The following is a 20,478-nucleotide window of genomic DNA, read 5'->3' as shown; positions in this document are numbered from 1 at the left end:
GCTACCACTACGAAAGGCAACGGAGAGGAATCACCATGTTCGAAACCACTGATCCAGGGCCGCGCGCAGCGCTCGACCGCACCACCACCCGCCGTCACATCGGGACCTTCCAGGTACCCGATGACGCCACCACCATGGAGTTCACCCTTCCGGGGGCCCGCCTCGAAGCCACCAATGTGAGCGAGAGCGACGGCACCAACGGCGTGGTGCGGGTGACCCGGATCTCGAACGGCCCGGGTATCACCGACTACGTCACCCATGAGAAGGACTTCGCCTACTCCGCCTACGGCATCCACATCGGCCAGGACGACCGGCTCACCTTCTTCGGCGAGGGCCAGCGCATCATCGTCCACCTGATCGACTGCCGCGAGGACTCACCCCAGCTCGGCGACGAGATCACCATCGAGATGGCCGTCTCGCCCTACCGGGTCCTCATCATCCCGAAGGGCGTCGCCCACACCCTCGACGGCCTTGGCGGAGTGGTCACCCGGGACGAACCGGTCTGGTACGCCGACCAGAACCCGGACTGGGAACCGGACAACGACCTGATCTCCTTCCTGCGTACCTCCCGAACGGCCCCCGTAGTACGCACCAACCGGCACGAGCTTCCGGTCGCCGCCCACCTGCTGCTCTCCAGGATGTCCCAGCAGACCAACTCCCAGGTCCGTGGCGCCTACGGAGCCCGGTACCGCGTCTCCATCGGCGGCAGTACCACCTATGCGACCATCAGGCCCTCGTGGCGGGCGGCCGAGACACAAGCCGACGACCACGACCTGATCACCCGCAACAACTTCGTGCTGACAGGTCCCGAGTCGTTCACCGTTGTGCCCTCCACGGACAGCTGCACCTCCGATGTCCTCGAAGTGCGGCTTGAAGGCCAGGACGGCCGGTTCATCCAGCACACGTACTCCCGCCGCCGGCTCACCTGGCTGGCGGGCAGCACGGACGCACAGATCGAGGTGGTGACCGCGGATGGCGAACACTCCGTGATCCCCCTGGGAGACCCCACCATCGGGGTCCGTATCCCCCCCGGAACCTGGTATCGGCTGACAGGCAGTGGCCGTGTCTGGCTCCGCACCGAGATGGAACTCCTGGACCTGGACCCCTGGGTTCTGGAGCACCCTCTGGGCCGCGACGTCACGACAGCGACCCCGGCCGAAGCCGGCCCCAGCAGGGCCGAGCAGGACAGCGACCGCTACCTGCCCGGACCCACGCTCCATGCGCTGGCGCGCATGGAAGCCAAGGCAATTTCACTCACCCGATGAAAGGAAACACCATGTCCATCACCACTGCCGAGACCACCGCGTGGAAGAACGAGCTCGCCGCCATGTCCGGTGATGTCACGGACCCCGCCGCCCGTGCCGCCCTGGCCAGCCTGAGCTCGGCGCTCGAGCCCTACTTCGAGACCCCGGAGTACTTCCGCAGCATCCTCGGGAAGATCGCCGCGCCGATGATCGACGCCGACACGGAGGAGCAGATCACCTCCCGTGCCTTCGCCGACCTGGAGGAGTTCAAGACCGCCCTTCCGGACGGCGTCGTCGTCACCACCATCTGACCCTGCAGTCGTGAGGGGCGGGTGCGCCATGACCGGCGCACCCGCCCCACGCATAGAGAAGGGAAGCACCGCATGTCCGCTCTGCCCAAGCCGCACCTGATCATGACCAAGACCCGTACGACGGGCATCAGTTCCGGCCTTCCGGGCGCGCGGCACATCAGGTCCTCCCGTAACAACCGGCCGTACCACTACATGGTCCACAGCCCGCACTTCGCGTACGAGGAGTACGCCGTGCACCTCGGGCAGTACGACCGGCTCTCCTTCTACGGCCCGGCGGGTGCCGAACCCGTCACCGTGCACATGTACGACTGCCGGGTGAATTCGCCGGAGTACGACCGCAAGCTGGAGATCGACGTTCCTGCCGACGGGGCCTGCGTACTGGCCATCCCCCCTGGCTACGCGCACTGGTTCGAAAAGCTCGGCAGCGTAACCACCCGCAACGACTACTCGATCCACGCCCCCGAAGATCCGTCCTCCCAGTGGTCCCCGTTCGACGACAACGCCACCTACTCCGTCGACGCCATGCGCCACGCACGTCCCGAGACCATTGCCAACACGGTCGAGCTGCCCATGCCGGCCCAGTTCCTGGTCTCCAAGGCGGTCTCCCGCAGTTGGCGCGGCGGTGCGACGGAACAGGGCGTCGTTGCCGCCGCTGAGATCGACGGCGAACTGCACCGCTACTTCATCGACCGGGATCTGGCCAGCCACCGGCCGGCCATGCTGCCTGATTCGGAACTTGCCACGGTCGTAGCCGCGATCGGTTCCTACCAGTCCATCCGCGACGACTCCTACGGAGTCGGTTCCAACGTCGACAACGGACTGGCGGACACCATGGTTTACGACATTCCCGCGGCCTGGCCACAGCATTTCAGCGTCCATCCCAATCTCACGCTGAAACTGTCACCGCTGCTGTACGACAATCCTGAAATGGAACTGCACCTCATCGACCGCCGCGCGGACTCACCGAGTTTCGGCGCCACACAGGTCATCCCCTTCCCGCGCGACCCGCGGGTCGTCCTGACGATCGAACCGGGTGTGCTCATGCGGGCCCGCGGCAGTGGAACGCTCCACTACCGCGTCGAGTACGACGTCCACGGCGCGAACGCACGGACGCCCGAACTGTTCGTTCCCGTCCCCGCCGACGCCCCGCTTCCCACCTTCGACGCGCCAGGTGCCGTCCTCGCTGACGATGTCGTCCGGGAGTTGGCCTACCAGTGACAACAACGACCAAGCAGCAGAAGGGCACCGAACCTACCGCGCTGGGCACCACATCGCGGTGGCTGGCCTTACTTCTCGTGGTGTTCGCCGTGCTCGTCATGGCCCGCTCCATGAGTGAAGGCATCTACGACATCGCGTTCGCCAACCTGGCACTGGACCTCTCCGGCCTGGTGAGCACGGTGGGCCTGGTCTACTGCGTGGGATACGGCGTGGAAGTCGTCGCATCCATCGCGGCCGGCCCGCTCCTCGACCGGGGCAACCCGAAGGCCGTCCTGGTCACGTCCTACCTCATCAAGATCGGCGTCTTCGTTCTCATCGGGATCGGCTCAACGTTTCTCTCGTCTCATCTATGGGCGATCGTCGTGGCGGCGGCAACAGTCGACCTCGTCCATCACGTCGGGGAAATGGCGCTGGTCGTGCTCCTGCCAAGAATTCTCGACGCCCAGACCCTGGTCAGGGTGCAGGGCATCGGAGGAACGGTCCGTTCGGCAAGCGAGCTCCTTTCGCCGGTCGTGGCAGGCCTGGTCATCGCACTCCTTCCGGGCTCGCGAGCACTGCTCGTCGCCGCGAGCCTCCAGTTGCTCGCCCTGGCCGTGTTCGCCGCCTTCATCGCCGTCGTGGTCCGGCGCCACGGATCCATGCGGCGGGACGAGCCTGCCGGGACGGACACCGAAGCCGAACTGGATCCGTCCCCGACGGACTTTCCGTCCCGCCGCACCGTAGCCAGGGCACTTGTCGCCAGCCCGGCCTGGCGACGCTTCCTGATCTTTCACGCTCTGACAGTCCTCGCGCTCTCCACGGTCATTCTCTCCCTCCTGTCCTTGATGCGGGAGACGCTGGACATGCCGCCAGCCCAGGCCGGCGCCTTCCTGGCCTTCTCGACCATCGGCGCCGTCGTCGGCGGCCTCGTCGTCGCCAAAGCCGGTCCGGAAGGCATCTACACCAGCCTTCGCTGGGCCACCGCCCTCGCTGGCGCTGGCACCTTGACCGTGGCACTGCTCGGGCAGGCGCCCGTGATTCTCGCCGCCGGACTCATCCTGTTCGGCCTCGGTTTCACCGTGTACCTCAGGTCCGCCGGCCTCCTCGTCCAACTCCGCGCGCCAGCCGCGGTACTCGGCACCTGGCACGGGCTCCTGGACGCCGTCATCCGCACCGTCAGCGCCGCGGCAATTCTCGTCACTGGATTCCTCTTCGACCGGTTCGGCGGGAAACCCGTCTACCTCGTCTTCGGTGCCTTGCTGCTCCTCACCGCCGCGCTCTGGTCCACCTTCGACCGGCAGGACCGGCAGAACCTGGGCTCAACACCGCTGCACCCCGGAAAAGCATCGGGCACACAAGAAACGCAGACCCAAGAATAGGAGCGAAGTCGTGGGTGAAGTTATCCAGGAAACCGAGATATCCGGTCTCAGGTTGGAGAGAAACCTGTACACTTCCTCACCGGACCGTCAGTTCTACTCCGTAGTCGCGAGCGATGGTCCTGGAATTTCGGATGTCGTTACCCACAGCCCGACATTCTCGTACACGCAGTACGGAATTCATGTGGCACAGGTCGACAGGCTCACTTTCTTCGGCAACCCGGACAAGAAGGTGACCGGTCACTTCGTTGACTGCCGGGAGGGGTCTCCCACGCTTCACCGCAAGGTAACCCTGGAGCTCCGCCCCGACCCCACGGTACTGGTGCACATCGACCGAGGTGTGGCGCACACCTTCGACGGTCTGGAGAACATCACCACCCGGGACGAGCCGGTCTGGTACCTGTCGGCAGACAATCCCCACTACAACATCGCGAACGATGTGGTGAACATCGACCGCAGCGAGCCGCTCGAGAACTTCCCAGTGGTCCGGGTCAACGAATACCCAATCCCGCGACAGGCGTACGAGTTCATGCTAAAAGTCCAGCATGTGACCCTCATGGAAATGCGCCGTTATCCCTCCAGATTCCAGATGGACATCGACGGGGAGAAGCGTTACGTCAGTCTCATCCCGAAGGGTAAGGCCGCCTGAAATGGATAGGAGCTCGGAGGCCAGGCACATGACGAGCATTCTAGGACTTCACTGGGAGCGCAATTTCTTTGCGGAAACCGGGGACAGAAGCTACACCCTGGTGGCGAACGAAGGGCCGCTCGTCAGCGACTTCCACTACTACGCCTACGAATCGGGGGATTATCTCCTGCACGTCGGACACCTCAATCGCTTCACGTTCTTCGGGGATCCGAAGCAGGAGATCACCGCCGAATTCGTCGACTGCCGTAAGGGATCACCCTCACTGCACGAACTGGTCCGGCTCGATTTCACCCCCGACCCGCGGAAGGTACTCCACGTCGCGCAGGGAATCGCGATGAAGTTTTCCGGCATGCGCGACATCCTGGTGCGGTCCGAACCCGTCTGGTTCGCACCCTCCTCGGCCACCACGAGCTACAACGTCGGCAACGACCAGACCTTCGTGCCCGGCGAAACGCCTGCTTCCCGTTTTCCCGAGGTCAGCGTGAACGATTTGCCGCTCCCCCCGGAAGTGCTGCAGATCATCCTCAAGCGGCAACAGGAGATTCTCCGTAACGGGGACTCCTACGACACAGCCTTCGACGTGGCGGTGGACGGCGAGATCAGCCGGTTCGCCTCGCGGCGGAATCAGTAATCCGACACACAGGAATGAGGAAACCATGTCTGATGTCCTGACTCCCATGCATGTCGCCCTGGACGAGCTCCGCGGCCTCGTGTCGACGACCACTGACGCCGCCGAGCGTCAGGGACTCGAAGCCTTCATCGAGTGCGTCACACCCCACCTTGTCGAGAACGCCCAGGCGACCTTCCTCGGGAAGATCACTCCCGACGCGCGGATGCATGCCCCCGTGACCGGCGCCACCTCCGCCGAAGCTCTCGAAGCCCTCAAGGAGCACTTCGAGATCGTCGTCGAGTAGGCCACACACGTTCGGGGGGCTGCCGGGCCATCCGGCAGCCCCCCGACGGCTTTTCAGGAGGACCGATGAACCGCCCGCTCGCCGCACTGGTCTCTGGGGCCTTCGCCCACCGCTTAGCTCAGGGCTTCTACGACCTCACACTGCCCCTGCTCGTCCTGCACATTACGGACTCGGCCCTGCTGATGAGCCTGATGTTCGCCACGGGCTACCTGGCCGAACTGGTTGTCAGCGTGTTCGGCGGTGCCCTCGTCGACCGCACCGGCCGACGCGGACTCCTCATCGGCATCGCGACAGTCGAGGCGGCCGTGCTGATGACAGCCGGAACAGCCCTCCTCGCCCATGCGCTCTCGACGCCCCTGCTCTTTCTTACGGCCTTCGCCATCGACGGCCTGGTGCGGCTGTACCAGTTGGCGGATTCCACTGCCCTGGCCTGGATCGTTCCTCCGGAAGAGCTGCCCCAGGCACATGGGTACATGCAGATGGCCCTGTCGACAGCGCGTGCGTCTGGTCCGGCCCTCTGCGGAGTGGCCATCGCAACCGTCGGACTCACCGGTAGCGTGTGGATCACCGCTGCTACCTTCGTGCCGTTACTGGTGATGATGCTCGTCGTCCGCTGGCCGGCCCGTCTCGTTGGGGAGACCGCGCGGAAGTCAGAAGACCAGGGCTTTATCGCCTCAGCCGCGGACGGCCTCACGTACACGCTCCGGACCCCTCTCTTCCGGGTGATCCTGATGTGGCAAGGAGCCTTCAACTTCCTTTTCGGAGCGGCCTATCTGATGTTTCTCTTCTACTTCCAGAAGGAACTCCGCCTGAACGGCTGGCAGATCGGCACGGTGATGGCGATGGGTGCGGCGGGAGGATTCCTTGGAGGCCTGGCCTACGCCCGGCTGCAGGCCCGCTTCCGGTCGGGGCCACTGATGCTCGGCTCGACGTCGGCGATGGGTGTGCTGATCCTGCTGATGACCTGGGCGACGCACTGGCTGCCGCTCGGTGCGCTCGTTGCTCTGATGATGTTCCACGGGTCTCAGATATCCCGGCTCACGGCCATGCTCTTCCAGGTGACCGCACCCCCGCACATGCTGGGGCGGGTGATCGCGGCCTCGCAGATCCTGACTACGGCCGCCGGCCCGGTCAGCGTCCTGTCGGCCGGCTGGCTCGCCGGGCAGCACGGTGCACGGTGGGTATTCGGCATCGTGGGTGCCGGAGTGCTCCTCCTCGCGGCCGTCTCCCAACGCTCCCTGCTGGCCCGGTCGGACTGGGGCATCAGAAGCCGTATCTCAACCGAACGTGATTCGTCGATTTCTGCTGGTCAGGCATGGTCTAGCTCGGGGTGAGGGAGGCATGCGGCGTCTTGTGTTCGCTTCATGATCGAGGGGTGCGCGGTGGCGTCGGTGCTGGGAATGCTGCAGGAGCGGGAGGCGGCTGCCCGGGCGCGGGTGGAGGGGCTGCGGGAGGAAGCCGCGCGGTTGGCTGAGGTGTTGGAGGCCCCGCGGACGAACCGGGAAGCGACGCCAGCGCCATCAGCTTCGTGGCGATCGCCTGCCCCGACTGCGGGGTGGCGGCCGGGAAGCGCTGCAAGACTCCAGCGGCCACCCGCATCAGACCCGAGTCGGACGGTTCCGGCGCCGGTTCCCCAGCGCCTGAACTCTCTGGCCGCTCGTCGCCAGCTGCGGTAGCAAAGAGATCCGGCCGGGCGGAAGTGCCCCCCGCCGCCGGCGGCAGCATCCTGGAGCAGTGGCCCACCATCGCCCCCGCCCGGCAGGTCGCCGCCGTCCACTACGACGACGAGACCCGCACCCTTCACCTGCGCCCGGCCACACCCGCCTACCGAACCCAGTTATCCCTGCACGAGCGGGAGCTCGTCGCCAAGGTCAACGAGGCTGTCGGCTCGGGCACAGTGCGGCAGTTGGAGATCCTCCCCGCCGCACTCACCGCCGCCAACTCCTCACACGGTCCGGCCACGCTGGGCACTGCAACCACCGCGCCGACCCCGGCCGCAGCGAAAGCGCCAGTCAAGACACGGGCGGACGCCTCGGCCGGGTACCACCAGGTCCTCACTGCGCACCGGGCCGCCTGGGCCCCCGAGAGGAAGACGGACCCCAAGGTGCTGGCCGCCGCTGAGCGGCAGGTCCGGGACCAGGCCCGTGAGCCGGTGGAGCAGTTCGGGGACGGCCGCCAGGCGCTCGCCGGCCTGGAGGCCCGTACTGCCGCGGCCAGGTCCCAGTCCAGTGATGCCTCCCGGGCACGGGCCCTGCAACGCCTGGCAGCCGAACGCACCGGGCTCCCTGCCGTCACGCCCACGCCCGCCGGACCTCGTCACGTGGGACGTTCCGCGTGATTCCCAGCTCGCTCGAGAGGGATCCAGCCAGAAGATCGGTTTACCGTCATTCACCGGCAAACCAGCAATAACATCACTGCCCGCCCACTACACAGGAAGCCGGGATGCTGCTCTCCGGTTCTGAGGTGAGGGTGGCTCGGGCTGACGGGAGGTTCAACGGCTGCCGACGATCAATGTGGCAGTACTACTTGCGGCCGTCGTCATCCTCCGGCTGCGCCGTCGTACCGAAGTACAGCCAGCAGGACGAGGACTCCACGGTGATCAGCTTCCTGGCACCGGGCGCGCCCATCGCCTTGACTCCGTGGGTCGGGTGATTCTCGGCTTCGTCGGCGAGCTCGCGAGCGGCATCACGCAATCCAGCCGCTGAGACCGCCGGGCCGACCCGGCCGACCCGATAGTCACGGTGTTACCGGTGACCAGGCAGAAGACGAGGACGCTGTTGACAACGCCGAGCATTCCCACTGTCGCACCCCTGCTCGGCTACCGTGACCGGTTGCGGGCCTGCTACAGCGCGGCGGCAGATGAGCGGATCGAGAAGGCACGTACCGCCGCCCTCGCGCTCGGGCATGCGGACGAGGTGCCTTGGGACGACATCCACGCGATCTACGTCCGGCCCTCCCGTACTGCGTGGAAGAGCTGTCTAGCGGTCATGAGCGATGCTCTTGCGACTGCACTCATTCGGTCGGTCGTGGTGGGCTACCTCCTTCTGGTCGTGGTGGCGATGTCCGCTGTGACTGCTCCGGACACGACGCCTGGGGCCAAACCGCTGTCGGCGGAGGAGCGGCAGAAGGCAGAGCGTGAGCAGGTGGGCCAAGGGATGGAATTCGCCGCGAAGGCATGCGTACTGGTCTTCGCTGTCTCTTCGTTCCGGCGGTTCTCCGACAAACGTGCTGCTATGAAGAAGGGGTACGCCAAGGACGGCGACCAAGTGGTATCCGAAGCCCTGGAAACACTCCCCGCACTCGCCACTCTCGCTTCCACGCCGGCGGGCCGAACGCGCAACGAAGCGCTTACCGACGTACACGTGAAGGTGTCCCAGCTGGTGACAGCGGTGACAACCAGCACCAAAACGGCCGCGGGCATGCAGGCCAAATACATTGCCGACCACGAGCGACTGCGCGAACACGGCCGGAGGGTCCGCGCCGCGTTTACCGACAAACTCTCCGAACTGGTGGAGAACCGCGAACCTGCAGTACGTGAGCTTGGCGCCTTGGCCCTCACAGTGGCCGCCCGCCAGTCCCAGGCGGCGTACGGGGCACTCCTGGATCCGGAGATACTGCCCACCGAGGCAGATCCTGAAGTCAGGGAGATAAGAGGGCTGGGCGTAGTGTTCGCCCTCGCCGGCCTCCCGGCCGTGGCAGCCCTCGTGTTCGGCCCCGCACTCGGCGTGGAGGGAGCAGCACTGCTGTTTTTCCCTCTCTCGGCGTTCGCTCTGGCGGCCTTTCTCATTGCCGCGTTTACACGGAAGCTTCCCCAGCTGAGGCGGGTGCTCGGCCGAGGCGGGGTGGGAGGCGGGGCGCTGTAGCCCCGCAGGTCAGAGTGATTGTCAGTGCCGTCTCCTAAAGTCGGCATCGATCTGGCACCAGCGAGCAGACAGAGGGAGGGGTTCATGCGGTCCGAAGTGCTGCGAGCGTTCCGGTTCACGCTGGACCCGACCCGTGCCCAGGCAGAGGCGCTGCTACGTCACGCCGGGGCGGCGCGTTGGGCGTTCAACCATGCGCTCGGTATGAAGGTGTCCGCACATCAGCAGTGGCGCCAGCAGGTCCAGGCCCTCGTCGACGCGGGGGTCGCGGAGGCGGAGGCCCGTAAGCAGGTCCGGGTGCCGGTTCCGACGAAGCCGTCGATTCAGAAGCACCTGAACCGGATCAAGGGTGACTCCCGTGCCCCGGACCTGCCCGAGGGGGCCCTGGGGCCCGTGCGGCCGTGTCCGTGGTGGTACGAGGTCAACACCTACGCGTTCCAGTCCGCGTTCATCGACGCCGACCGTGCGTGGGGGAACTGGCTGGACTCGCTGCGCGGGAAACGTGCCGGCCGCCGGGTCGGATACCCCAGGTTCAAGAGGAAGGGCCGTTCCCGGGACGCGTTCCGCCTGCACCACGACGCGAAGAAGCCCTCGATCCGGCTGGCCGGGTACCGGCGTCTGCGCCTGCCCACCGTCGGCGAGGTTCGAATCCACGACTCCGGGAAGCGGCTCGCGCGGCTCGTCGAACGGGACCGGGCGGTCGTGCAGTCGGTGACCGTGTCACGGGCCGGACACCGCTGGTACGCGTCCGTGCTCTGCAAGGTCACCACCGACCTGCCCGACAAACCGACCCACCATCAGCAGGCCCGCGGCACTGTTGGCGTCGACCTCGGCGTCAAACACCTCGCCGCCCTCTCCCAACCCCTCACCCCCGACGACCCCGCCACCCTGTTCCTCGCCAACCCCCGCCACGTACGCCGAGCCGAGAAGCGACTCGCCAAAGCCCAGCGGGCGCTGTCCCGGACACAGAAGGGCTCCGCACGCCGGACCAAAGCACGCCACCGCGTTGCCCGCCTCCACCACGAAGTCGCTGTACACCGCGACACCACCCTCCACACCATCACGAAGCAACTCACGACCCGCTTCGCCGTTGTCGCGATCGAAGACCTCAACGTCGCGGGCATGACCAGCTCCGCCCGCGGCACCACGGCAGCACCCGGCAAGAAAGTGCGACAGAAGGCCGGCCTCAACCGGTCCATCCTCGACACCGCCCCCGGCGAGCTGCGCCGCCAGCTCACCTACAAATCTTCCTGGTACGGCTCCCAGCTCGCGGTCCTGGACCGCTGGTGGCCGTCCAGCAAGACCTGCTCGGCCTGCGCATGGCAAAACCCACGCCTGACGCTGGCCGACAGGACGTTCCACTGCGACGCCTGCGGACTGCGGATCGACCGCGACACCAACGCCGCCCGCAACATCGCAGCCCACGCCGTCCTCGACGGCACTCAACCAGCAGGAACGGTCGCCCCTGGTAGCGGGGAGACCCAAAACGCCCGCGGAGCATCTGTCAGCCTTCCCGGCCCTCGGGCCGGGAAGCAGGACGCGAAGAAACGGGAAGACGCCGGGCCCACCAGCCCGGCGCCACCTCGGCGGAGCAATCCACCGACGTCCCCCAACCCACGCCAAGAACAAGCAAAACTGTTCTGAACGCCCAGGTCACGAAGGTCTGGCCCGGGCGCGTGAGGGACGACCGAGACGTGCGGTCGTAGTGGGCGCGCAGCGCGGTGGGCCTGCCATGCTCGCCATCCACGTGTCTGGCCCGGGCGCGTGAGGGACGACCGTCCCGGCGGACACCGGTGCCCCGGAACAGAGCGTCTGGCCCGGGCGCGTGAGGGACGACCGGTGGAACTGCACCTGGTCGGCCCATACAACCAGTCTGGCCCGGGCGCGTGAGGGACGACCGTTGAACAACTGGATGCGGGCGACGCTGCCGTCGTCTGGCCCGGGCGCGTGAGGGACGACCGTCTGTACGGGACGCCCGGCAGGCTGCGGCGGAGTCTGGCCCGGGCGCGTGAGGGACGACCGCCGCGTGGATCGACGGCGTCACGGCGGCCAACGTCTGGCCCGGGCGCGTGAGGGACGACCGCACCAGCTCGACGCCGACTTGTCCGCGGCGTAGTCTGGCCCGGGCGCGTGAGGGACGACCGTAGGTGAAGCCGTCGCAGTCACCGTCGCAGTCGTCTGGCCCGGGCGCGTGAGGGACGACCGCGACGACGCAGTAGATGTCGATGCACACCGGCGTCTGGCCCGGGCGCGTGAGGGACGACCGCAGGCGCAGCAGGTCCCGACCGACCCCGGCCCGTCTGGCCCGGGCGCGTGAGGGACGACCGCGTCAGGAGGCGATCGGGGTCCAGCACGCGGTGTCTGGCCCGGGCGCGTGAGGGACGACCGCTCCTCGCTCAGCTCGAAGCGCTCGACGAGGAGTCTGGCCCGGGCGCGTGAGGGACTACCGCGTCTCAACGGCAGGCTCCGGAAGGTCGACCCGTCTGGCCCGAGCGCGTGAGGGACGACCGCACAGAATCCACCCGTGCCACCACCGCAGCCGGTCTGGCCCGGGCGTGTGAGGGACGACCGGAGACCTGCGTGGGCACCGAGCCAGTCGTGTTGTCTGGCCCGGGCGCGTGAGGGACGACCGAGAGATCATCCCGGCAGCCTCGCGCGGACCGCGTCTGGCCGGGCGCGTGAGGGACGACCGGAAGTAGAAGATCATCGCTGAAGGGTTTAAGGAAGTCTATTTTCAGGACGGCGGCGGTCGCGCTATGGGACTGTCGGACGTGGCAATCAATGACATTGATTACCTGGACCTGGATTACTGAAAGCAGGCATAAATATGACCGCTGAATTCCCGGTGTGACTGAGCGCTTCACTTGGCGGGTGAGCGCTTGAGTTGGTGAATGTCCTGCGAAACGGGGTCTCGACTGCTTGCAACTCAAGATTGGCCACAGCCCGCAGCTCCGTGTTACGGCCCTGAGCAGCTGCCTGCGCATGATGAGCACGAAGACCTGCCGACCCTGAGTACACCCGCGCAAGCGAACCGGCGCCGGAGTCGATTGGCTGTACCCATGCACGAGACAACACCCTCCCTGACCACCGACCGCGCCGCCGAGACGTCTACGACGGACGCGGCGTTGCGGTGGGTCACGACCTTGGCGGTGGCCCTGATCCCGGTGGCGTTTGTCTTCGGGGCCCTGGCAGGAATGGCCGCGGAGGCTCATCCTCAGACCGTGGCGGTCGTCAGGGCCTGCTGGTTTGGATCCTGGACGGCCACTCCACTGCTCGTGGTGACCTTCTGGCTGTGCCGACGCCACCCCGCCCTGGCCATGGCGGGCCGCTGGGCGGGGCGGGTCGCGACCGTCCCGCCGACGGTCACGATCCTGCTGGCCCTTGGCCTGTAGACGGCGGCCTTGCAGCGGGCGCGCATTGCCGCCCGCCGGTTCGTCAGCGAAGATGAGCCGGGACAAGATAGTTGGAACCAACGTGGTGTGGTGACCTGGAGGGTTTGACCTTGCGGGACACGTTTGTTGGAACCATCGGGTCACGCTTCTTGCAACCTGCGGTGGATTGCCATTCATGTTGACACCGGGTCCGAGCAATCCCGGGATCGCGGCGTCCGTGACCGCTCCCCTGCGGATCTCTCATGGTGGCACCGCCGGTCCGCAGCTGACCTTCAGGTCCTCCGGGGAAAGCTACCGATCCACGTCGACGGGAACTCCACGCATCTGCAGCCGGGCCTTCAGGAACTCCATCTCCGACAACGTCCCCACCAGACCGTCGTGGCTCAGTTCCCCGACCAGTTCACGAGCCCGCGACAACGAGGCCGCTGAGACCTCCCGAAAGACCTTCAAGGCCGGCACGAGACTGGGAACCGAACCGACCAACCGCAGCCTGGCGGACCCGTGCGCTGCGAGCAGAGCCCCCCGAACGTCATCAGGCGCTGGTCCCGGACCAGCGTGTTCGCACAGGCAAGTGCCACAGGACCCGCAAGAGAACTCCGAGTCCCACCACAACTCATCGTGAAGGATGAACTGGTTCACCTGTCGCACCGCCATGCTGCCGCACTCGCAACGCGATGCGATCTTCGCGGTCTGACCAGTCACCCGGGCTCCCTGACGTTCCACCCCCGCGGCAGGTTCTCGCCGCAGAAGACGCATACGAAGTCCTCCTCCCGCACGATGTTGAGCTCCCGGCAGGAGCGGCATCGGCGAAAGACCACCTCGTGCGTGAACCCGGACGGTCGATGGATCCCGACTCGATCCAGAGCCTCGGCAACGGACGGCCATGAGCTGACGTCCGGGCAGTAGCCGGTCGACTGGTTGCTGACCTCCTGGACCACCCACCGCCCGGACTCCTCACGGAAGCTCATCTCGCCGGCGCTCAGTACCTCTCCGCCGCCGGCACACACCACGTGCTCGCTGCGGCGCGGAGCCAGTCGCAGCACCCCGCCGTCATCGACGACGAACGTGAACGGCTCGGCCAACTCATCCAGGGACAGCGCAGAGACCCACTCGCCGAAGTCCGCCGACGAGCGGATGCTCCGTCCCTCACCACCCGCCCGGACGAGCGCCTTCGGCTCAGCTGGCCCCACATACCGATACCTCTGCCCCCGCGTCTCCACGCGCACCAACCTAGTGGCTCACACAGCAGGAACCGGGGGATTTACGGGCTCTGGTAAAGATCGCGATCGTTGACAGGGCGAGGCCTCGGCGTCAGCCATCAAGACTTGGTGCCAACAATCAAGATCAGGTTCCAACTACCGGGTCCCGGCTCAGAAGGCCGGCCGTTGCCCTTTGCGCACGTCCGCCAAGTGAACCGCTCACCCGCCAAGTGAAGCGCTCAGTCACACCGCCCATGAGCCGCAGCACGGTAGTTGTCACATAGGCAGGCGTGTTGTCACCTGCGACGTTTGGCGCCGGAAGGTCGTTCGCCCGCGATGCGTCCGCGGAGGGCGTCTTGGTCGGTGTGGAGGACGAAGTGCCGGACCGGAATGGCCTGATGGGCAAGGATCGAGCTGATCTCGTGCCCCCTCTGGGGCTGCCCCGCTCAGCTATCATGCTGGCCACGCTCAAAGACGAGGGGATACGGGGCCGATGTCGCACGAGTGGATGGAACTGTCGCAGGGGCGCTGTCACGTTGTTGGGTGTGTGAGTGTCTGATGGCGCGTCGGGGCGTGGTGGGCTTGCGCTTCGGGCCTGGGGTCAGGCCGTGGTGGGCCGGCTGGCAGCTTGGGTGATCTGGTCCCAGATGGCGAAGCGGACGGTCATCTCGGCTCGGTGGTCGGAGGCTGTCATCAGGTGGCGGTGAGGGCGGAAGTGGGGTGAGATGCCGCTGAACGCGGACAGGAACTGCTGGGCTCCGCCGACGGAGCGGAAGCCTTTCATGGCGCGTTCGCGTTGTCGGGTGGGCTGGTGGCTGTTCTCAGCCCGGTTGTTGAGGCCCTTGTGGGCACGGTGCTCGACGGAGGGTATGACCTCGCGGTGGGCCGCGCCGTAGGAACGGAGCTTGTCCGTGACGACCACCCTCGGCACGGCCCCGATTCCCTTGAGGAGCCGACGGAAGAACCGCCTGGCCGCAGCGGTGTCCCGCCGGTTCTGGACCAGGATGTCGAGCACGTTGCCGTCGGCGTCGACGGCTCGCCACAGGTACTTCTGCTCTCCGTTGATCTTGATGAAGACCTCGTCCAGGTGCCACTTGTCGCCGGGCCGGGGTCGCCGGCGGCGCAGGCCGTTGGCGTAGGCCTGGCCGAACTTCGCGCACCAGCGGCGGACGGTCTCGTAGGAGACGATCACACCGCGCTCGAGCATCAGCTCCTCCACCTCGCGGAACGACAGCGGGAAGCGGAAGTACAGCCACACACAGTGGGAGATCACCTCGACCGGGTACCGGTGCCCCCTGTACGACGGCGCACTGTCCACGGACAACCCCCTCCACCATGACCAACCCGAAGATCATCCCACCTGGCCAGCCAACGTGACAGTGCCGTACACACGGGTGGAGACGGACCTGGTCGTGGAGGTGCTGGCCGGGTCCGGCCGGCACGGCACCCTCACCGTGGTCCGGATGAGGTGAGGGTGTGGTGCCTGACTGCTGGTCAGGGGGCGACCTTGTACTTCACGACGGTGTCCGCGCAGTCCTTGGCCAGCTTCTCCAGGGCCGCGCGCTCCTTGTCGTCCATGGTGAGCTTCCACCGCAGCTTGGTGCCCACCCAGTCGGCACCGTACGTGCACTGTGCGGACGCGGCCGGCGGGAGCCATTCAGCCGGGTCCCGGTCGGCCTTGCTCCTGTTGGTCTTCGCGGTGACGGCGACCAGCGACCGGTCGGCGCCGAGGTCGTTGGCGTACTGCTCACGCCGGTCCGCATCCCACTTCGAGGCACCGGAGTCCCAGGCTTCGGCGAGCGGCACGACGTGGTCGATGTCCAGCTTGGTCGCCGCGGTCACGGTGACCTCGTCGTAGTAGCTCAGCCACTCGCCGCCGCTCAGCGCGCATCGCGCGCCCTGAGTCGGCGCCTTGACTGCCTCGGCGATCAGCACCTCCTTCCTGGTGTCGCAGCCGTCCTTGTCCGCGTCGACCCACAGGTGGAAGGAATCGCGCTCGTACCCGGTGCGGTTCTCCGTACCGGCGGGGATCTTGGCGATGGCCTCGGCCAGGGACAGGTCGTTGCCGCCCGCAGGTGCGCCGGGTGCTGCGGACTCCTTGCCCGGCTGGGAGGCGGCGGGGGCCGAGGGTTTGGAATCGGAGTCGGACTTGGCCGCGCTGGGATTGCACCCGGCGAGGGATGCGATGAGGAGGGCGGTGGCGATCGGGGCGAGGCGACGTGCTGTCACAGCGGTACTCCGGCAGGTCAGGGGCTGGTGCGCCCTCATGATGGCAGGAGTGGATGGGCTGGTGACAGACGGTCAAATGTGCAGGTGGTAAGCCTTGCTGCGGCAGTACGGCATTCAGCGACGGGACCGTTGATGTTGCGGTGGCGGACGGGGATGCGCGAGTTCGAGAAGGCCTGCGTCTTCGACGCCATCACCATGAAGCCGGTCACCGGCCCATCCCTGGATGGAGACCTCGGTGCTCAGCCACAGCCTCGGTGGCCTGTTCGGGGGTGCCCGGCTTCCCGGACCAGTGCGCGCGGTGGATGACGCTGGGACCTCCCGCTACACCTACGGAGCGTGTGAGATTGGTCACGCCATGTGAGTAGATGTGCAGGTCAGGTGCCGTTAAGTAACTGGTTGATCACACAACATGAGCGAACGTGCGTCTCACGCCTAACTCTGAGGGGGCTCCTGATCGGTGTAGGGGTGCAAAAAGCCCCCGGCGCGCAACGGCGCACGCCGGGTCTCGAACTGGAAGAAGAGGAGGAGTCCGTGAGGCTTTTCAGGGCCTGGTACACGCCGCTGGTACAACCCGGCGCCTACCGGTTGACCGCCTCGCAGGCTCGCGCGTCCTACCGCACCGCGTGCCCACGGCCGTCCCACCCGCCTGCCCACAAGGGGGCACTGTGAACGGCGGCCCCCACGAGAGCCACGAACTCGCCCCGGAACAGCAGCCGATGGACGCCGAGTTCCGCGACTTCCTCATCCGCCACAAGGACGAGTTCCTGCGCATCGCCATCAGCCACCTTCGCGACCTGTTCGACGCGGACGAAGCGGTCCTCGACGCAGCACTGAAGATCCACAACAAGTGGCCCAAGATCAAGGCCCACAACAACCCTCTGGCCCTTGCCCGGAGAATCGTGCACGCCACGAGCATCGACTTCTACCGACGCCGCGCCCGTCTCGTCAGCCGGGAGATCCCCCACTCCGGGCTCCTGCACGCCCCAACCGCGGACGACCTGCTGGAGCTTCGCGGATACGACCGGCTTGACCGGGCCCGCGCCATCCTTCAGGACCGGGCACCGAAGCAGGCGGAGTGTGTCCGGCTCCGCTACATCGAGGAGATGGAGTTCGTCGAGATCGCCCACCAGCTCAGCATCACGCCCAATGCGGCCAAGACCAACGTCCATCTCGGGCTCAAAGCCCTGCAAGCTCTCATGACTCCCCCCGAACCGAGGAATGGAGGAGATTCCTGATGCTCGAAGAGACACTGCGCGCCGAAGCACAGGTCCTGCACGACATGCTCAGCACCCACGACACCGACGACTTCATGAACCGGCTCTCCACACGCATCGAAGAACACGCGACCCGTCCGCCCAGAGTCCACGACGACCCCACACGCTCCTTCTCCGCGGACACCTGCACACCCCCTTCTTTCAACCCGCAGCGTCAGCGCTTCACCCGTCCCGCCATCCGGCGCGGCCTCCGACGCCGCCCTCTCCCGGTCGTCACGCGCAACCCAGCCGACCAGCCGGCGGTCACGCTCAACCACCTCCGGCAGCTGTGCGAAACAATCCTCAGCGCCGAGAACGCCGCCACCCTCATGGCAGCCTTCGACCTCGACTACGACGCAACCGGAGCCTGCGCCTTCGCCTGCCTCCTCTACATCCTCGGCCGGCGCGACAGCGCCCTCTACTGGTGGCGTTTCGCAGCTGGTGCCGAAAACGCCCTCGCCGCCCACGTCCTGGCCCTGTACCACGCCGCCAAAGGAACCGTCCCGGAAGCCAGAGTCTGGTGCGCGCACTCCCGACTTCTCGGGTTCACCGCCGACAAGCACCTGCCCTTCCCGATGCACCTCGCCCGAGCCGCCCCCCCGGGCCGCGACATCGCAAGCTCCGCGCCAACGCCGACCAATGAGGCCATGGCCTCATTCGTCCTGAACGACCGCCTGCCCGAAGGACTGCCTGAGACCGCACTCGTCCGCCGCTGACGACCTTGCCGATCCTCGTCCCGCCCTGTTCGGCAACCAGCCGCAGGGCCCAACCGGCCTGCCCTCGAACCAAGGATCCAGAAATGAGCACTGCAAAGCCCTGCCCGGAAAGGCCCCCAGGCCTGTCGCGCCTGCGCAGGTGGGCCCTCGCTCAGCGGCGCCCTGCCGCAAGCCACTTCGTACGCGGCCTGTGCTACGGCGCCGGCACTCTGGCCGCCAGCCTCATCGCACTCTGGCTCCAGCAACGCTCCTGACACAACCGGTCGACGGCACCGACACCTAGGAAGTTTCGTTTGGATCACCGCGCAGACCAGAGGAAGATGCCCGCGATGTGGAGTCCGGCCAGGTAGATGGTCGCGGTCTTCTCGTAGAGGGTGGCGATGCCTCGCCACTCAGGCGGTTGATGCAGCGTTCGACGGTGTTGCGCTGCTTGTAGGCCTCGCGGTCGAAGGCGGGTGGTCTGCCGCCCCGGCTGCCGCGCCGCCTGCGGTGGGCGGCCTGGTCGGCTGAGGTCTCACCGGCATCGTCACCAGGACTAACCCGTGTGTGCGCCGAGGAGGCTGGAGAGACGGTGTGGTGGCCGCCGCACCCGCCGTCTTCGCTGGTATGGAGGCGTCTCGTATGCTGGCCCCGTGGAGCGGGGAAAGCTGATCGTGGACCGTTACGAGCTGATCGGCCGTCTGGGTCGGGGTGGCATGGGCGAGGTGTGGGCCGCGCGGGATCGCGTGCTCCACCGTGAGGTCGCGCTCAAGCTGCTGGATCTCGACGGGATTACCCAGTCTGACCTGACCCGGCGGTTCGAGCGCGAGGCGGTGGCCGCTGCCCAGATCGTCCACCCCAACGTCGCCGCCCTGTACGACCGGGGCATCCACGACAACTTGTTGTTCCTGGTCATGGAGAAGGTGGACGGCCAGACGCTCACAGCGCGTCTCCAGGCCGAGAGTCCTTTCCCCCTGACGCGTGCCATGGCCATCGCCAGCGGCATCTGCACCGCGCTGGAGGCCGCCCACCGAGCCCAGGTCATCCACTACGACATCAAGCCCCACAACGTCATCCTCACCGGCGACGGGCTGGTGAAGGTCATCGACTTCGGGATCGCCGGGTTCGTCCAGGCCGCGTTCACCGTGGCGCGCTCCTCCCAACTGACCCCGGCCGGAACGCCGGAGTTCGGCGCACCAGAGCAGTTCCTCACGGAACGCGGCGACGAACGCTCCGACCTGTACGCACTCGGTGGGATGCTCTTCGCGATGCTCGCCGGCCGGCCGCCCTTCACCGGGCACAACAGCATCGCGGTCGTGCGGCGCAAGCTCGACGAGGAGGCCCCGCCCCTCGACGCGTTCTGCCCCGGTCTGCCGCCGGAGGTGACCGCGCTCGTCGCCGAACTACTGGAGCGCGATCCCGACCGGCGCCCCCAGTCGGCACAGCAGGTCCAGCAGCGACTTCAGGCACTCCTGGCATCGTGCACGGCAGCGGAAGCTCCCACCACGGCGATGCCCCCGCCCCCGCGCACCCGCCTGATGGACGTCACGCGGCGCGAGCCTCGGCCGCCCTCTCCCGACTCCTGGAACCGCGCCTCCACCGACGAGACGCCGTTCACCCCGGACGCCCTGCTGCCGCGGCGGTTCACCAACGACTTGAGCATCGAGTTCGCGCGGATCGCCGAGGGCACCCGCCTGTCCCGTGAAGCGGGCCCCAGCGACCTGGTCGGGGAACTCACGCGCCGTGGCTGTACCGAAGTGGTTGTTGGCGTCTACACAGAGCAGCCCGGTCCCCACGCCACGCCCGAGAACCCCGTCCACGTCTCCGTCCAGGTCTTCGCGTTCCCCGACGCGGCGACGGCCCGGGACGCACACGGGTACCTGGGCGACGGGGGCGCGAGCTGGCGCCTCACCATGTGGAGCGCCCGTGACGGGGGTGGCCTCGCCCCCTGCCCCGACGAGGTCTACCGCAGCTACCGCTGGCGGTACAGCCAGAGAGTCCACCGCTACCTGACCGTGGCGCTGGCCTACCGCGCCGACCTCACCAACGACGGCTCGATCGGGCCCTGGCTCACCGCAGCCGCCCGCAGAGTCGCGCTCTCCGCCGGGCCGCAGAACCACCACGGCGCCTGAGCCGTTTCGTTCGGATCATCCGATCGT

Annotated in this window: 19 protein-coding genes, 2 pseudogenes and 1 CRISPR repeat array; of the genes and pseudogenes, 16 read left to right on the top strand and 5 right to left on the bottom strand. The window is 67.0% G+C overall.

The features are described 5' to 3' along the window. Window positions 1-35: 35 nt before the first annotated feature. From OHA19_RS44620 to OHA19_RS44580, 9 genes are all read left to right on the top strand, one after another. Window positions 36-1,265: a hypothetical protein gene (locus tag OHA19_RS44620; RefSeq protein ID WP_331734446.1), complete on the top strand. Its 1,230-nt coding sequence runs from the start codon at window positions 36-38 to the stop codon at window positions 1,263-1,265. Between the two features lie 11 nt (window positions 1,266-1,276). Then, window positions 1,277-1,555: a hypothetical protein gene (locus tag OHA19_RS44615; protein WP_331734444.1), complete on the top strand. Its 279-nt coding sequence runs from the start codon at window positions 1,277-1,279 to the stop codon at window positions 1,553-1,555. 72 nt (window positions 1,556-1,627) lie between these two features. Beyond that, window positions 1,628-2,773: a hypothetical protein gene (locus OHA19_RS44610; protein WP_331734442.1), complete on the top strand. Its 1,146-nt coding sequence runs from the start codon at window positions 1,628-1,630 to the stop codon at window positions 2,771-2,773. Further along, window positions 2,770-4,131, top strand: a complete 1,362-nt coding sequence (locus OHA19_RS44605; RefSeq protein ID WP_331734440.1) for an MFS transporter — start codon at window positions 2,770-2,772, stop codon at window positions 4,129-4,131. Before OHA19_RS44610 ends, OHA19_RS44605 begins: the two co-directional genes overlap by 4 nt. 10 nt (window positions 4,132-4,141) lie before the next feature. Beyond that, window positions 4,142-4,777, top strand: coding sequence for a hypothetical protein (locus tag OHA19_RS44600; RefSeq protein ID WP_331734438.1), 636 nt, complete (start codon window positions 4,142-4,144; stop codon window positions 4,775-4,777). 28 nt (window positions 4,778-4,805) lie between these two features. After that, on the top strand, window positions 4,806-5,408 hold the full coding sequence (locus OHA19_RS44595; RefSeq protein ID WP_331734788.1) for a hypothetical protein: 603 nt from the start codon (window positions 4,806-4,808) through the stop codon (window positions 5,406-5,408). A 25-nt stretch (window positions 5,409-5,433) separates the two neighbouring features. Further along, window positions 5,434-5,691, top strand: a complete 258-nt coding sequence (locus OHA19_RS44590; protein WP_331734434.1) for a hypothetical protein — start codon at window positions 5,434-5,436, stop codon at window positions 5,689-5,691. A 65-nt stretch (window positions 5,692-5,756) separates the two neighbouring features. Next, window positions 5,757-7,025 (top strand): MFS transporter, encoded by a 1,269-nt coding sequence (locus OHA19_RS44585; protein WP_331734432.1) that lies wholly within the window; start codon window positions 5,757-5,759, stop codon window positions 7,023-7,025. 365 nt (window positions 7,026-7,390) lie between these two features. After that, entirely contained in the window at window positions 7,391-8,029 is a 639-nt protein-coding gene (locus OHA19_RS44580) for a DciA family protein (protein WP_331734430.1), read from the top strand. Window positions 8,030-8,213: 184 nt separating this feature from the next. Here OHA19_RS44580 and OHA19_RS44575 read toward each other — a convergent pair whose 3' ends face one another. Continuing rightward, window positions 8,214-8,384 (bottom strand): hypothetical protein, encoded by a 171-nt coding sequence (locus OHA19_RS44575; RefSeq protein ID WP_331734428.1) that lies wholly within the window; start codon window positions 8,382-8,384, stop codon window positions 8,214-8,216. A 57-nt stretch (window positions 8,385-8,441) separates the two neighbouring features. Between OHA19_RS44575 and OHA19_RS44570 the strand changes: the two genes are divergently transcribed. The 4 genes and pseudogenes from OHA19_RS44570 (at window position 8,442) to OHA19_RS44555 (ending at window position 12,943) form a co-directional block, all read left to right on the top strand. Beyond that, window positions 8,442-9,554 carry a hypothetical protein gene (locus tag OHA19_RS44570; protein ID WP_331734785.1) on the top strand — a complete coding sequence of 371 codons (1,113 nt, stop codon included), beginning with the start codon at window positions 8,442-8,444 and terminating at the stop codon, window positions 9,552-9,554. Between the two features lie 84 nt (window positions 9,555-9,638). Next, a complete protein-coding gene (locus OHA19_RS44565; protein WP_331734425.1) occupies window positions 9,639-11,195 on the top strand; it encodes an RNA-guided endonuclease TnpB family protein in 1,557 nt (518 codons plus the stop codon). A 17-nt stretch (window positions 11,196-11,212) separates the two neighbouring features. Then, window positions 11,213-12,183: direct repeats of the CRISPR family, unit length 29 nt; unit sequence GTCTGGCCCGGGCGCGTGAGGGACGACCG. A 67-nt stretch (window positions 12,184-12,250) separates the two neighbouring features. After that, a pseudogene (locus OHA19_RS44560) lies at window positions 12,251-12,364 on the top strand (XRE family transcriptional regulator); the annotation flags it as partial. A 246-nt stretch (window positions 12,365-12,610) separates the two neighbouring features. After that, window positions 12,611-12,943, top strand: a complete 333-nt coding sequence (locus OHA19_RS44555) for a hypothetical protein (protein ID WP_331734424.1) — start codon at window positions 12,611-12,613, stop codon at window positions 12,941-12,943. 698 nt (window positions 12,944-13,641) lie between these two features. Here the strand turns inward: OHA19_RS44555 and OHA19_RS44550 are convergent. The 3 genes from OHA19_RS44550 to OHA19_RS44540 all read right to left on the bottom strand — a co-directional run bounded on the left by OHA19_RS44550 (window position 13,642) and on the right by OHA19_RS44540 (window position 16,371). Beyond that, window positions 13,642-14,163 (bottom strand): hypothetical protein, encoded by a 522-nt coding sequence (locus OHA19_RS44550; protein ID WP_331734689.1) that lies wholly within the window; start codon window positions 14,161-14,163, stop codon window positions 13,642-13,644. A gap of 580 nt (window positions 14,164-14,743) precedes the next feature. Beyond that, window positions 14,744-15,466, bottom strand: a complete 723-nt coding sequence (locus tag OHA19_RS44545; RefSeq protein ID WP_331734422.1) for an IS6 family transposase — start codon at window positions 15,464-15,466, stop codon at window positions 14,744-14,746. Between the two features lie 170 nt (window positions 15,467-15,636). Next, window positions 15,637-16,371, bottom strand: coding sequence for an HNH endonuclease family protein (locus OHA19_RS44540; RefSeq protein ID WP_331734779.1), 735 nt, complete (start codon window positions 16,369-16,371; stop codon window positions 15,637-15,639). Window positions 16,372-17,036: 665 nt separating this feature from the next. On the opposite strand from OHA19_RS44540, the gene OHA19_RS44535 reads away from it, so the two are divergent. Then, window positions 17,037-17,606: an RNA polymerase sigma factor gene (locus tag OHA19_RS44535; protein ID WP_331734418.1), complete on the top strand. Its 570-nt coding sequence runs from the start codon at window positions 17,037-17,039 to the stop codon at window positions 17,604-17,606. Continuing rightward, window positions 17,606-18,340 (top strand): hypothetical protein, encoded by a 735-nt coding sequence (locus OHA19_RS44530; RefSeq protein WP_331734417.1) that lies wholly within the window; start codon window positions 17,606-17,608, stop codon window positions 18,338-18,340. The genes OHA19_RS44535 and OHA19_RS44530 overlap by 1 nt, the downstream gene beginning before the upstream one ends. Before the next feature lie 298 nt (window positions 18,341-18,638). On the opposite strand, the pseudogene OHA19_RS44525 reads toward OHA19_RS44530, so the two are convergent. Continuing rightward, window positions 18,639-18,847, bottom strand: a pseudogene (locus tag OHA19_RS44525) (IS5/IS1182 family transposase); the annotation flags it as partial. Between the two features lie 125 nt (window positions 18,848-18,972). On the opposite strand from OHA19_RS44525, the gene OHA19_RS44520 reads away from it, so the two are divergent. Beyond that, on the top strand, window positions 18,973-20,451 hold the full coding sequence (locus tag OHA19_RS44520) for a serine/threonine-protein kinase (RefSeq protein WP_331734412.1): 1,479 nt from the start codon (window positions 18,973-18,975) through the stop codon (window positions 20,449-20,451). Window positions 20,452-20,478 lie beyond the last annotated feature (27 nt).

Origin of the sequence: Streptomyces sp. NBC_00012 (assembly GCF_045040875.1) — a bacterium.
GTDB lineage: Bacteria > Actinomycetota > Actinomycetes > Streptomycetales > Streptomycetaceae > Streptomyces.
This window is presented reverse-complemented; position numbering and strand designations above follow the sequence as displayed.

Coding starts and splice junctions, on each gene's coding strand:
- OHA19_RS44620 (WP_331734446.1), top strand. CDS start 36: ATGTTCGAAACCACTGATCCAGGGCCGCGCGCAGCGCTCGACCGCACC.
- OHA19_RS44615 (WP_331734444.1), top strand. CDS start 1,277: ATGTCCATCACCACTGCCGAGACCACCGCGTGGAAGAACGAGCTCGCC.
- OHA19_RS44610 (WP_331734442.1), top strand. CDS start 1,628: ATGTCCGCTCTGCCCAAGCCGCACCTGATCATGACCAAGACCCGTACG.
- OHA19_RS44595 (WP_331734788.1), top strand. CDS start 4,806: ATGACGAGCATTCTAGGACTTCACTGGGAGCGCAATTTCTTTGCGGAA.
- OHA19_RS44590 (WP_331734434.1), top strand. CDS start 5,434: ATGTCTGATGTCCTGACTCCCATGCATGTCGCCCTGGACGAGCTCCGC.
- OHA19_RS44585 (WP_331734432.1), top strand. CDS start 5,757: ATGAACCGCCCGCTCGCCGCACTGGTCTCTGGGGCCTTCGCCCACCGC.
- OHA19_RS44565 (WP_331734425.1), top strand. CDS start 9,639: ATGCGGTCCGAAGTGCTGCGAGCGTTCCGGTTCACGCTGGACCCGACC.
- OHA19_RS44555 (WP_331734424.1), top strand. CDS start 12,611: ATGCACGAGACAACACCCTCCCTGACCACCGACCGCGCCGCCGAGACG.
- OHA19_RS44530 (WP_331734417.1), top strand. CDS start 17,606: ATGCTCGAAGAGACACTGCGCGCCGAAGCACAGGTCCTGCACGACATG.